The organism is Anaeromyxobacter dehalogenans 2CP-C (genome assembly GCF_000013385.1).
Lineage (GTDB): Bacteria > Myxococcota > Myxococcia > Myxococcales > Anaeromyxobacteraceae > Anaeromyxobacter > Anaeromyxobacter dehalogenans_B.
This window is the reverse complement of record NC_007760.1, coordinates 1,940,101-1,952,343: the sequence shown is the minus strand read 5'-3', so window position 1 is coordinate 1,952,343 and position 12,243 is coordinate 1,940,101. Positions and strand designations below refer to the sequence as shown.

The following is a 12,243-nucleotide window of genomic DNA, read 5'->3' as shown; positions in this document are numbered from 1 at the left end:
GGACGGACGCGCCGGTGACCGGACGTGCGACCCCCTCGACCGCACGTCCGGCCAGCGGCGCCGCCGCTACTCGATCCCCTCGATGTGATCCGCCACCTCGGCCCCGCCCTCCGGTGCCCGCGGCTCGGGCCTGCGCCCGCGCCTGCTGCGGGACCGCAGGTCCTCCGCCGCCGACAGCTCCTTGCCGGCCGCGAGCAGCCGGGCCCACGCCTCCGGCGTGGGCTGCGCGCGTGCCGCCTCCAGCGCCTCCCGGTACGCCTTGCGTGCGGCGTCCAGCCTGCCACTCGACCTCGCCATGCCGCCTCCCCTCCACAGGGTCCGTAGGACCTGTGCGCAAGATAGGCGTGCAGGAAGGGCAAGGTAAGCCGAGGGCGGGCTCGCCCTGGTGGGCAGGACCCGTCGCAGGCGGCGGACGTACGAGCGTCGCCCGGCGGCTCGGCCGCCGCGCGGTCAGGTGAGCTTGCGGTACACGCCGACGACCACGCCGAGGATCATGGTGCTGCGGAAGTCGGAGTGGCGGACGTAGATGGGCGCCATGCGCGGGTTCGAGGGCTGGAACCGCACGCGGTCGCCCTCGAAGTAGACGCGCTTCACGGTGGCCTCGTCGTCGATCATCGCGACCACGATCTCGCCGTCGTCGGCGTTGAGCTGCTTCTTCACGAAGACGTAGTCGCCGGGCAGGATCCCGTCGCCGATCATCGAGTCGCCCTGGACGCGCAGCCCGTACACCTTCTTGTTCGTGCCGAGCAGGAACGCGTCCACCTGCACCGTGTCCTCGACGCGCTCCTGCGCGAGGATCGGCATGCCGGCGGCGACGCGGCCGACGATGGGGATCTCGATCATGCGGCTGCCGGGGCGGGCCGGCCCGCGCACCAGCGGGACCACGTTGGACCCGGCCTCGCCGCCGCCGCCGAGCGCCTCGCGCGCCGCGGAGGTCGGGATGAGCGCGCGCGACTTCACCGGATCGCGCGAGAGGTAGCCCTTGCGCTCGAGCGCCTTGAGGTGGTCGTTGACGCCGTTCGTGGAGCGGATGTCCAGCGCCTCGCCGATCTCGCGGATCGTGGGCGGGTAGCCGTGGTCCTCGATCTGCGAGGCGATGAACCGGAGCACCTCGAGCTGGCGGTCGGTCAACCCTTCCATGGATCCACCTCCTGAACATCGGTATACTGGCTCGGCGTTCAGAAGACAAGGAAACGCCCGGCCGGCGGCCCGGTTGCCCGATTGCCCCGCTGCCCGGGGCGGGGATAGGGTCCGCCGGTGCCGCCCACCCTCGGATCCGCCCTCTCGCTCGGCGTGCGCGCGCTCTTCCGCGAGGCCTGGCTCGTCGCCCCCGGGCTCGCCGTCGCCGGCCTGCGCCGCGCGCTCGGCTGGCCCGCGCTCGCGTTCGCCTGGGGGATCCTCGCCGAGGCCGCGTTCCAGGCCGCCCGGGCCGCGCCGCTCGATCCGCTCGCGCCGGTGCGCGGCGTGGCGGCCGTCGCCGGGGCGCCGCGCGCGCTCGCGATCGCGGGCGGGCTGTGGCTGGCCGGGCTGGTCGCGGGCGCGCTGCTGCGGGTGGCCTGGCTCTCGGGCGCGCTGCCCGCGCTCGGCGCCGCCATGCGCGGCGAGCGGGGCGGCCCGGATCGCTTCGCGGCGGGGGTGGCGTACCGGCTGCCGCGCGTGCTCGCGACGGCGCTCCTGGGCCTGGTGGCGGAGCTCTCGGGCGGCCTGTTCGCGGCGGCGCTGGCGCTCGGGACGGCGCGGCTGGCCGGCGCCGGCGGCGGGCCGGGCGCGGTGCCGCTCGCGGCCGCGGCGGCGCTCGCCCTCACGCTGGCGGTGGCGGTGCCCATCGCGCTCTCGGTGGCGGTGGACGCCGCGGTGGCGCGCGCCGCGCTCCTCGACGAGCCGGCCGGCGCCGCCTTCGCCGGGGCGGCGCGGCGGCTGCTCGCGCGCCCCGGGACGTTCGTGCTCGCCGCGCTCGCGTTCGGGATGGCCGGCGCGCTCGCGCCCGGCATGGTCGAGGGGCTCGGGGGCGCGCTGCCCGGGGCCGCCGCCGCGGGCCCGGGCCTGGCGGTGGTGGGCGCGACGCTGATGCTGGCCGTGGCCGCCACCGGCGTCTCGGCGGCGGTGGACCTCGCCTGGCTGGGGACGGTCGCCGCGCTCGCCTGCGCGGAGGAGCGCGGCTGAGCGGGGTCGGCCGGATCAGCGCTTCAGCCAGCGGCGCAGCGAGATCTTGCGCATGCGCAGCGTGGCGAGGTGGTACGCCGCGGCGAACGCGCAGAGCAGCGCCGCCGCGCCCAGCGCGAGCCCGCCCAGCAGGCCCTCGCCGCCCGCCAGCACCACCAGCCCGCCCACGGTGAGGCCCGCCGCGAGCAGGCCGAGGAACAGGAGCACCCCGAGCGCCCGCACGTGGCCGCCGATCCGGTCGATGGCGTCGGAGGCGACGTTGACGCGGAACTTGCCGCCCTCGAGGTCCACCAGGATCTGCGAGAGCTGGGTGGGCACGTCCTCGGCGAGCCCCTGCAGCTTGAGCAGCGCGCGCATCACCAGGCCGGAGGCGTCGGACGGGTTGAAGCGCGAGAGCAGCAGCTCCTTCGCGTAGGGCAGCCCGACCTCGAGGATGTCGAGCTTCGGGTAGAGCCGCCGGATGATGCCCTCGATGGTGACCGACGCCTTCGCGAGGACCGCGTACTCCTTCGGGATGCGGATGCGGTGGCGGATGGCGAGATCGAGGAGGTCCCGCAGCAGCGTGGCGCTGCGGATCTCGTCCAGCCGCAGGCCCAGGTAGCGGTCGAGGATGACGCGGATGTCCTCGCGGAACTCGGTGATGGGCGCGCGCGCGTCCGGCACGCCGATCCGGTTCAGCACCCGCGCCACCGTCTCCGGGTCGCGCAGCGCCACCGCCACGATGAGCGTGACGAGCGCCTCCTGCTGCACGCGCGACAGCCGGCCCACCAGGCCGAAGTCGAGCAGGGCGATGCGGTTGCCCGGCAGCACCAGGATGTTCCCCGGGTGCGGGTCGCCGTGGAAGAGCCCGTCCTCGAACAGCTGCCGGAAGGACGCCTCGATGACGTTGCGGGCCACCTGCTCGAGGTCGAACCCGGCCTCGGCGGTGACGTCGGAGACCTTCACGCCCTCCACGTAGTCGAGCGTGAGCACGGTGTCGCACGAGAGCGCCTTGTGCACGCGCGGGATCACCAGGAACTCGCGGCCGGCGGACGTCTCGTACATGGCGGTCGCGTTGCGGGCCTCGTTCGAGAAGTCGAGCTCCTCGTGGATGGTCCGGTCGAACTCCTCCATCACGCCGGTGGGCGTGTAGATGCCGGTCTCCTCGACGACCGCCTCGAGCAGGCCGGCCAGGTCGTGGAGCAGCGCCAGGTCCGACTCGATCTGCTCGCGGATGCGCGGCCGCTGCACCTTCACCACCACCTGCACGCCCTCGTGCGTGGTGGCGCGGTGCACCTGCGCGATCGAGGCGCTGGCCAGCGGCACCGGGTCGAGCGCCGCGAACAGCGCCTCCACCGGGCGGCCCAGGCCGCGCTCGATCTCCTCGCGGATCTCGGCGACGCCCACCGGCGGGCAGGCGTCCTGCAGCTTCTCCAGCTCGTCCACCCAGTGCGAGGGCAGCACGTCGGGGCGGGAGGAGAGGAGCTGCCCGAGCTTGATGAACGTGGGCCCGAGCTCGCCCAGCATGGTGCGGAAGCGGGCGGCGGTGGTGCGATCCGGGGGCGGGAGGGGCTGGCCCGGCGGCGGCGCGTCGCGCCCCAGCACGTCGCGCAGGCGCATCCGCTCGAGGTAGGCGCCGAAGCCGTGGCGGGCCATGGCGGCCGAGATCTGGCGCAGCCGGTTGAGATCCTGGAACGCCCGCCCGAGCATGGTCGGCGACTGTAACACCGGGGTCGGGGGGTGGCCACGGCCCGTGCACGCCGGCCCCGGCTTGCGGTAGAACCCATCGCCCATGCCGGAGATCGCCCAGGCGCACACGCCGATGATGCGGCAGTACCTCGAGACCAAGGCGAGGTACCCCGACGCCATCCTGTTCTTCCGCCTCGGCGACTTCTACGAGATGTTCTTCGAGGACGCGCTCACCGCGTCCGAGGCGCTGCAGATCACGCTGACCGCGCGCTCGAAGGGCGACGACAAGGTCCCGATGTGCGGCGTGCCGTACCACGCGGCGCGGGGCTACGTGGCGCGGCTGTTGGAGAAGGGCTTCAAGGTCGCGATCTGCGATCAGGTCGAGGAGCCGGGCAAGTCGCAGCTGGTGAAGCGCGAGGTCACGCGGGTCGTGACCCCGGGCATGGTCCTCGACGACCAGGTGCTCGATCCGCGCGAGGCGAGCTGGCTGGGCGCCGTGGCGCTGGAGGGCGGGCGCGCCGGGCTGGCGCTGCTCGACGCGTCCACCGGGCAGCTCCAGTGCGGCGAGGTGGACGGCGACGAGCGGCTGGTGGACGAGCTGCGGCGCGCCGGCGTGCGCGAGCTGGTGTTCTCGAGCGCGGCCGACGGGGCGCGCACCGAGGCGATCGCGCGCGCGGTGGGCGCGCCGGCCGCCCGCCGCGACGCGGCCGAGTTCGAGCGCGCCGAGGATCGGCTGCGCAAGCACCTGGGCGTGCCCAGCCTGGACGGCTTCGGCGTCTCCGGGCTGCCGCTCGGGCTCTCCGCGGCGGCGGCCGCGCTGGCCTACCTCGCCGACACGCAGCGCGCGGCGCCGCGCCACGTGGACCGGATCTCGCGGCTCTCCACCGACGACGTCCTCCTGCTCGACGAGGCCACCCGCACCAACCTCGAGCTGGAGCGGACGCTGTCCGGCGGCCGCAAGAAGGGGACGCTGCTCGCGCTGCTCGATCGCACCGTGACCGCGCCCGGCGGCCGGCGCCTGGCGGAGTGGCTCCGCTACCCGCTCGCCGACCTCGCGCGGATCGGCGCGCGGCTCGACGCGGTGGAGGAGCTCTCCGGCGCCTCGGTGGCGCGCGAGGAGCTGGCCGGGGCGCTCCGGCCGGTCGCCGACCTGGAGCGGCTCCTCTCGCGGCTCGTGCTGGGGCAGGGGAACGCGCGGGACCTGCGGGCGCTGGCGGGCGCGCTCCTGGCGCTGCCGGCGCTGGCCGACGTGCTCGAGGCGCGCGGCGCGGCGCTGCTGCGCGAGGCGGGCGGGCGGCTGCGCGGCCTGGAGGCGCTGGCGGCGCACCTCGACGCCGCGGTCGCGGAGGAGCCGCCGGCCACGCTGCGCGAGGGCGGGTTCATCCGCCGAGGGCACTCCGCCGAGCTGGACGAGATCGTCGCGATCTCCGAGGACGGCAAGGGGTGGATCGCCGGCCTGGAGGCGAAGGAGCGCGAGCGCACCGGCATCGGCTCGCTCAAGGTCCGCTTCAACAAGGTGTTCGGCTACTACCTGGAGGTCACCAAGCCCAACCTGCACCTCGTCCCGAAGGACTGGGAGCGGCGGCAGACCACGGTCGGCGGCGAGCGCTTCGTGACCCCCGAGCTGAAGGGGTTCGAGGAGAAGGTCCTCACCGCGGAGGAGCGGCGGGCGGCGCTCGAGGAGCGGCTGTTCGAGGCGCTGCGCCAGGCGGTGGCCGCCGAGGCGCCGCGGGTGCGCACCGCGGCGGACGCGGTGGCCACCGCCGACGCGCTGCTCTCGCTCGCGCGCGTCGCGGCGGAGCGCGGCTACGTCCGGCCCGAGGTGGACGCGTCCGAGGCGCTCGAGATCGTGGACGGCCGCCACCCGGTGGTCGAGGCGGTGCTGCCGGACGGCCCGGCCGCGTACGTGCCGAACGACGTCCTGGTGGCCTCGCGCGGCGCGCCGGAGTGCGCGGAGCACGGCGCGCTGCTGGTGATCACCGGGCCGAACATGGCCGGCAAGAGCACGGTGATGCGCCAGGCGGCGCTGGTGGTGCTGCTCGCGCAGATGGGCGCGTTCGTGCCGGCCCGGCGCGCGCGCATCGGGCTGGTGGACCGGATCTTCACGCGGGTGGGCGCCTCCGACGACCTGGCGCGCGGCCGCTCCACCTTCATGGTGGAGATGACCGAGACCGCGGCCATCCTCCACAACGCCACCCGCCGCTCGCTGGTGGTGCTCGACGAGATCGGCCGCGGCACGTCCACCTTCGACGGCGTGTCCATCGCCTGGGCGGTCGCGGAGCACCTCCACGACGTGACCGGCTGCCGCACGCTGTTCGCCACGCACTACCACGAGCTGCAGGACCTCGCGCGCGAGCGCCCGGCGGTGCGCAACCTCACCGTGGCGGTGCGCGAGGTGGGCGACCGGGTGGTGTTCCTGCGCAAGCTGGTGCAGGGCGGCGCGTCGCGCAGCTACGGCATCGAGGTCGCGAAGCTGGCGGGCCTGCCGGCCGAGGTGCTGGCGCGGGCGCGCGAGATCCTGAAGAACCTGGAGGCGATGGAGGTGGACGAGGGCGGCCACCCCGCGCTGGCCCGAGGCCGGCGGCGCCGCGCCGGGCCCGCCGCCGCGCAGCTCGGCCTGTTCGGTGGCGGGGCCGCGGCGGATCCCGCGGCCGACGAGGTCGCGAAGGCGATCCGCGCGCTCGACCTCGACGCGCTCCGCCCGCTCGACGCGCTGAACCTGCTGGCCGGCTGGAAGCGGTCGCTGGAGTAGGGTAGAAAAGCGAAGGGGGCCGGTCGCCCGGCCCCCTCGCGCTGCGCTCATGGCCGGGCGTGCCCGGCCGTCGAGGTCGCTACGCCTTCTTGTGGCACTCGGCGCACTTCGCCGGGCCCTTCGCTTCCTTCTTGTGGCACTCGATGCACGTCGCGTGCGCCTTCTCCTTGCCGAACCCCTCGATCTTGCCGCCCGCGGCGGTCGCGTGGCAGGTCTCGCACTTCACCGCCGCGTGGGTCTTGTGGTTGAAGGTCACGTCGCCGTTCTTCGCCTTGAGCACGGTCGGCGCGGCGGGCGCGGCCGCCATGGCGGTGCCGGTGAGCAGGAAGGCGGCGACGATCGAAGCGAGGAGCTTCATTGGGATGTACCCCTGGTGAGAGCGGACGGGTCCATTCCCGTCGCGAATTGGACGGGCACTCTAGCCCGCGCATTCTCCCGGGGACCTGCGGCAAGTGCGCGCATGCGCGTCCGCGCGCAGGCGCGGATTGAGCACACGTGCCCGCACCCTCGGTCAAAGCAGCGCAAATGAAGAGGGGCCGCGCGCGGCGGCCCCTCGGTGCGGCGGCGAAGCGGTGCGGCTACGCCTTCTTGTGGCACTCCGCGCACTTCGTCGGGCCCTTGGCCTCCTTCTTGTGGCACTCGATGCAGAGGCCGTGCGCCTTGTCCTTGCCGAAGCCCTCGATCTTCCCGCCGGCCGCGGTGGCGTGGCAGGTCTCGCACTTGCCGAGCTTGTCGGCGTGCGCCTTGTGCGGGAACGTCACGTTGCCCGGCTTGGCCTGGAGGGTGAGGGTGGCGGGCGGCTCGGCGGCGACGGCGACGACGGCGACGGTCAGTGCGGCGAACAGCGCAGCGAGGTACTTGGTCACGTGGGGCTCCTCGGAATCGGGGCGGACCAGCCCGCCCGGCTATCGGACGCGCGACATTACTCGATATTCAGGGGGGGTCGGAAGAATTGTCGCACGGGGGCCCTGACCGGCGTCCCCGGTTGACGTGCATCAATTCAGGGCCCTTCCTCCCGCCGGGAGGGGACCGTCAGGCCATCTCCAGCACCGCCGAGACCAGCTTGTCGATCCCGGTCGCCACCGGCGCGATCCAGGGGCCCAGCATGTAGGCGGGCGTGCTCGCGACCTTCAGCCGCTCGTCCACCACCGCGTCCTCCACCTTGCAGTCCACGTGGTGCGCGCCCCAGGACTCGATCGCGGCGGCGGTGTCGCGGTCGTTCCCGACGGTGACCTTGACCCCCTCGGGTCCGAGGATGCGGGCCGCGATCACGGGCGCGATGCAGATGAACCCCATGGGCCGGCCGGCGCCGCGCACCTCGCGCACGATCCGCTCGACCTCGGGCAGGACGCGCATGGCCCGCCCCTCGATCGCGAACGTGCAGAGGTTCTTGGCCGCGCCGAAGCCGCCCGGGAACACCAGCGCGTCGAGGTCCCGCCCCGACACCGCGGAGAGCGGCGTGATCCGGCCGCGCACGAGGCGGGCCGCCTCCACCAGCACGCGGCGCCGCTCGCCCTCGGCCGGCGCTCCCTTCACGTGATCGACGACGTGCAGCTGCTCGACGTCGGGCGCCGTCGCGATCAGCTTCGCGCCGCGGCGGTCGAGCGAGAGCAGGGTGCACACCGCCTCGTGGATCTCGGCGCCGTCGAGGAACCCGCAGCCGGACAGGACGACGCCCACGCGCTTCTGGCTCGCCATCGGAGGCCTCCCCGGAGTGTGGACGCGCCAGGATACCGCCGCCGCGCGCGTCCGGGCAGCGTCCCGGGCCGGGCCGGGGCCCCGTGGGCAGGGGACCCGCCGCGGCGGACGGAAATTGGACGGAGATATCGAGCGGGGGGACATTCGCCCTCCCATGCGCCGCGCCGCCGTCCTGCTCGCCGTGCTGATGCTCGCTGCCCCGGTGGAGGCAGCACCGGCCGCGCGCAGCCGCGGCCGGACGCCCGCCGCCGCGAAGCACGACGCGCCGCGCCGCGCGGCCGCCCGGGCGCGGCCGGCCACCGCCGCGCCGAAGAAGCCCGCCGTCCGGGCGAAGGCGCGCCGGCTCGAGGACGCCAAGGCGGCGATGTCCGCGCTGATGCGCGACCGGAGCCGGCGCCGCTACCGCCACCACTGGGAGAAGGCGATCCGCGGGCTCGAGCAGGCGGCGCGCGGCAAGGACGCGCCGGCCGCGCTGCTCGAGGCCTCGCGCGCCCGCTACGCGCTGTACCGCTGGTCGGCGGTGGAGTCGGACCGCGACGAGGCGCTCCGGCTCGCCGCGCGCGCCACGCGCCTCGGCTCCCGCGACGCGCCCGCGCTCGCCGCCGCCATCCGGCGCGAGGCCGGCGACGATCGCCCCGCCCGCGCCGCCGCGCCGCCACGGACCGCGCCGAAGCGCGCGCCGGCGCCCGCGCCCGCCGCCCCGGCGGCGCCCGAGCCGGACCCGGCCGAGGCCGACGAGGAGCCGGCCCCGGAGCCCGCGCTCGACGCGGCGCTGGCCGATCTCCGCGGCGAGCCCGCCCGGCCCATGCCGCTCGGCGAGTCCGGCGGGGAGGGCACGGCCACCGTCTCCGAGGTCCGGACCTGGTCGAGCGGCGACTACACCCGCGTCGCGATCTACCTGTCGCACTGGGTGGGCTGGCACAAGCTCGAGCTCGCGCCCGAGGGCGACCGGCCGCGGCGGCTCGCGCTCGACCTGCGGCCGGCGCACCTCGACGGCAAGGCCGTCGAGCGCGCGGTGGCGGGCGACCAGGTGGACCGGGTGCGCGCGGCGCAGAACGGCCCGAACACCGTGCGCGTGGTGCTGGACCTGCCCGGCGACGACAAGGTGCAGCTCTTCACGCTGGACGACCCGCCGCGCCTGATCGTGGACGTGGGGACGCACGCGGCCATCCACCAGGCGATCGCCGGGGCGACCCGCGCGCCGGAGCCGGCGCAGGCTCCCGGCCCGGGCTCGGGCCCGGCCGCGCCGGCGGGGAAGGCCGGCCCGTCCGCCGGCGAGGGCGAGCTCGGGCCCATCCGCCGCATCGTGGTGGACGCCGGCCACGGCGGCCACGACCCCGGCGCGATCGGCCCGACGCGCGTGCGCGAGAAGGACGTGACGCTCGCCATCGCGCGGCGGCTGGCGCGCAAGCTGGAGGCGGAGGGCTTCCAGGTGGTGCTGACGCGGCGCGACGACCGCTTCCTGGCGCTCGAGGAGCGCACCGCGCTCGCGAACACGGCGCGCGGCGACCTCTTCGTGTCGGTGCACGCGAACGCCCACCCGCGCCGGGTCCGCGCCGGCGTGGAGACCTACTTCCTGAACGTGGCCGACGACCGCTACGCGGCCCGCCTCGCGGCGCGCGAGAACGGGATCGACGCGGAGGACGGGCCGTCGGAGGTGGCGCGCATCCTGAGCGACCTCGACGCGAAGGCCAGCGCGGACAGCTCGCGGCGGCTCGCGCAGCTGGTCCAGCGCGAGGTGTGCGCGGGCGTGCGCTCGCGGGTGGGCGACGTGAAGGACCTCGGCGTGAAGAGCGCGCTGTTCTACGTGCTGCTCGGCGCCCGCATGCCGGCCGTGCTGGTCGAGACCGGGTTCATCTCCAACCGCGCCGAGGAGCGGCGCCTCGGCTCGGCGCGGTACCAGGACGAGGTGGCGTCCGGGATCACGCGCGCCGTCACGCAGTTCGCCCGGGGCGACGCGCGGGTCGCGGCGGCGCGCTGAGGCGCGGACGGGCGGCGCCCCGCGCGGTGCGCGGGCGCGGAAGCCCCTCGACACCGCGGCCGGTCTCCGCTATGCGTGAATGCTCTCGCCGGGAGCGTGCATGCTGGGAGCCGCAGTCGCCGTGGGCCTCGCTGCGCTGAGCGCGGCGGCGCCGATCGACCTCGAGGTGGACCTCCGGGACGCGCCCTCCGGCGTGGTCCACGCGCGGCTGGTGATCCCGGCGCGGCCGGGTCCGCTGACGCTCGTCGCGCCGAAGTGGCTGCCTGGCGATCACCGCCCGAGCAACGCGGTGGCGGAGCTGGCCGCGCTGGCGGTCTCCGCGGGCGGGCGGCCGCTCGCGTGGACGCGCGACCCGCTCGACCCGTACGCGTTCCACCTCCAGGTGCCGCGCGGCGCCGACCGGGTCGAGGTGGCGCTGGACCAGCTCGCGCCGCCGGCGGGGCAGGGGAGCTCCGCCGCCGGGTCGTCCTTCACCTCGCAGCTCGGCGTGCTGGGGTGGGGGACGGCGGTCCTGGTGCCCGCCGGCGTCCCCGCCGCCGAGCAGCCGGTCCGGGCGCGCCTGACGCTGCCGCGGGGATGGAAGGCGAGCACCGCCTTGCCGGTCGCCGCGCGCGACGGCGACGCGCTGCGCTTCGCGCCCGCCAGCCTGGAGCTGCTGGTGGACTCGCCGGTGCTCACCGGGCGGCACCTGGTGGAGCTGCCGGTGCACGCGCCCGGCGCGCCGCCGCACCTGCTGGTGGTGGCGGCGGAGTCGGAGGAGGCGCTGGCGATCCCGGCCGAGCTGCGCGCCGACGTGGAGCGGCTGGTGGCCGAGGCCGGCGCGCTGTTCGGCGCGTACCCGTTCGCCAGCTACCGGTTCCTCGTCACGCTCTCCGACGAGATCGTCTTCTCCGGCCTCGAGCACCACCAGTGCGCCGACATGCGCATGCCGGAGCGGGCCCTGCTCGACCCGGTCGCGCGGCGGACGCGGGCGGGCCTGCTGTCGCACGAGTACGTCCACGCCTGGAACGGCAAGTCGCGGCGGCCGCAGGGGATGGCGACCGCCGACTTCCAGTCGCCGCCCGACGCGCGGCTGCTCTGGGTGTACGAGGGCCTGACGCATTACCTGGGCTGGGTCCTCTCGGCGCGGAGCGGCCTCGGCGGCGCGCGCCTGCCCGACTCGATCGCGGTGGCGGCGCAGGGCATGGCGAGCACCACCGGCCGGGCCTGGCGCTCGCTCGAGGACACCGCCGCGGCGGCGCCGGTGGGCTACGGCGCGCGCAGCGAGGGCGCGTACGCGCGGCGCAGCGTGGACTTCTACTGGGAGGGCGCGCTGGTCTGGCTGGAGGCGGACGCGCGCATCCGCCGGGAGACCCGCGGCGCCCGCTCGCTCGACGACTTCGTCCGCGCGTTCCTGGGCGGGCGGTCCGGAGGGCCCGCCGTGTCGGCCTACCGGCCCGAGGAGGTGATCGCCGCGCTCGGCGAGGTGGCGCCGCTCGACTGGGCCCGCTTCCTCGACGCGCGCGTGGTCCGGGCGCGCCCCGAGGCGCCCACCGCGGGGATCGAGGCGGCCGGGTGGCGGCTGGCCACCAGCGAGACGCCCTCGTCGCTGCAGGCGGCGCAGGAGCGGGTGCTCGGGTCGTTCAACCTGGAGGCGTCCGTCGGCCTCTACCTCTCCGACGACCGGGTGGTGGACGTGGTCCCCGGCTCCCCGGCCGCGCGGGCCGGGATCCCGCCGGGCGCGAAGCTTGTGGCCGTGAACGGCCGCAAGCACACCCGCCAGCGGCTGGAGGACGCGCTCCGCGCGACCGAGCGCGGCGGGCCGCTGGAGCTGCTGGTGGAGTCGGGCGACCGCTTCCGCACGCACGCGATCGCGTGGCGCGGCGGGCTGCGCTACCCGGTGCTCGTCCGGGAGGCAGGGCTGCCCGATCTGCTGGCAGCCATCGCCGCCCCGCGGGCGGTCGCCGCCGTCCACGCGCCGGCGCCGTGATCGGCGGCGGGA

10 protein-coding genes are annotated in these 12,243 nt (G+C 75.8%); 4 read left to right on the top strand and 6 right to left on the bottom strand.

What is annotated here, in order from left to right:
- Nucleotides 1-66 precede the first annotated feature (66 nt).
- Nucleotides 67-297 carry a hypothetical protein gene (locus ADEH_RS08835; RefSeq protein ID WP_011420758.1) on the bottom strand — a complete coding sequence of 77 codons (231 nt, stop codon included), beginning with the start codon at nt 295-297 and terminating at the stop codon, nt 67-69.
- Between the two features lie 153 nt (nt 298-450).
- Nucleotides 451-1,140, bottom strand: a complete 690-nt coding sequence (lexA, locus tag ADEH_RS08830; RefSeq protein WP_011420757.1) for a transcriptional repressor LexA — start codon at nt 1,138-1,140, stop codon at nt 451-453.
- Nucleotides 1,141-1,257: 117 nt separating this feature from the next.
- On the opposite strand from lexA, the gene ADEH_RS08825 reads away from it, so the two are divergent.
- Nucleotides 1,258-2,163, top strand: coding sequence for a hypothetical protein (locus ADEH_RS08825; protein ID WP_011420756.1), 906 nt, complete (start codon nt 1,258-1,260; stop codon nt 2,161-2,163).
- A gap of 15 nt (nt 2,164-2,178) precedes the next feature.
- Here ADEH_RS08825 and ADEH_RS08820 read toward each other — a convergent pair whose 3' ends face one another.
- Nucleotides 2,179-3,852 (bottom strand): ABC1 kinase family protein, encoded by a 1,674-nt coding sequence (locus tag ADEH_RS08820; protein WP_011420755.1) that lies wholly within the window; start codon nt 3,850-3,852, stop codon nt 2,179-2,181.
- A gap of 82 nt (nt 3,853-3,934) precedes the next feature.
- Here ADEH_RS08820 and mutS point away from each other — a divergent pair, with 82 nt between their 5' ends.
- Entirely contained in the window at nt 3,935-6,583 is a 2,649-nt protein-coding gene (mutS, locus tag ADEH_RS08815) for a DNA mismatch repair protein MutS (protein ID WP_011420754.1), read from the top strand.
- 79 nt (nt 6,584-6,662) lie between these two features.
- On the opposite strand, the gene ADEH_RS08810 is transcribed toward mutS, so the two are convergent.
- The 3 genes from ADEH_RS08810 to elbB form a co-directional block, all read right to left on the bottom strand.
- Nucleotides 6,663-6,941 carry a cytochrome c3 family protein gene (locus ADEH_RS08810; RefSeq protein ID WP_011420753.1) on the bottom strand — a complete coding sequence of 93 codons (279 nt, stop codon included), beginning with the start codon at nt 6,939-6,941 and terminating at the stop codon, nt 6,663-6,665.
- Nucleotides 6,942-7,161: 220 nt separating this feature from the next.
- Nucleotides 7,162-7,449, bottom strand: a complete 288-nt coding sequence (locus ADEH_RS08805) for a cytochrome c3 family protein (RefSeq protein WP_011420752.1) — start codon at nt 7,447-7,449, stop codon at nt 7,162-7,164.
- 166 nt (nt 7,450-7,615) lie between these two features.
- Complete coding sequence (gene elbB, locus ADEH_RS08800) at nt 7,616-8,281, bottom strand: isoprenoid biosynthesis glyoxalase ElbB (RefSeq protein ID WP_011420751.1); 666 nt, start codon at nt 8,279-8,281, stop codon at nt 7,616-7,618.
- A gap of 154 nt (nt 8,282-8,435) precedes the next feature.
- On the opposite strand from elbB, the gene ADEH_RS08795 reads away from it, so the two are divergent.
- Both ADEH_RS08795 and ADEH_RS08790 read left to right on the top strand, forming a co-directional pair.
- Nucleotides 8,436-10,262, top strand: a complete 1,827-nt coding sequence (locus tag ADEH_RS08795; RefSeq protein ID WP_011420750.1) for an N-acetylmuramoyl-L-alanine amidase — start codon at nt 8,436-8,438, stop codon at nt 10,260-10,262.
- A gap of 100 nt (nt 10,263-10,362) precedes the next feature.
- On the top strand, nt 10,363-12,231 hold the full coding sequence (locus ADEH_RS08790) for a M61 family metallopeptidase (RefSeq protein WP_011420749.1): 1,869 nt from the start codon (nt 10,363-10,365) through the stop codon (nt 12,229-12,231).
- Nucleotides 12,232-12,243: the final 12 nt, after the last annotated feature.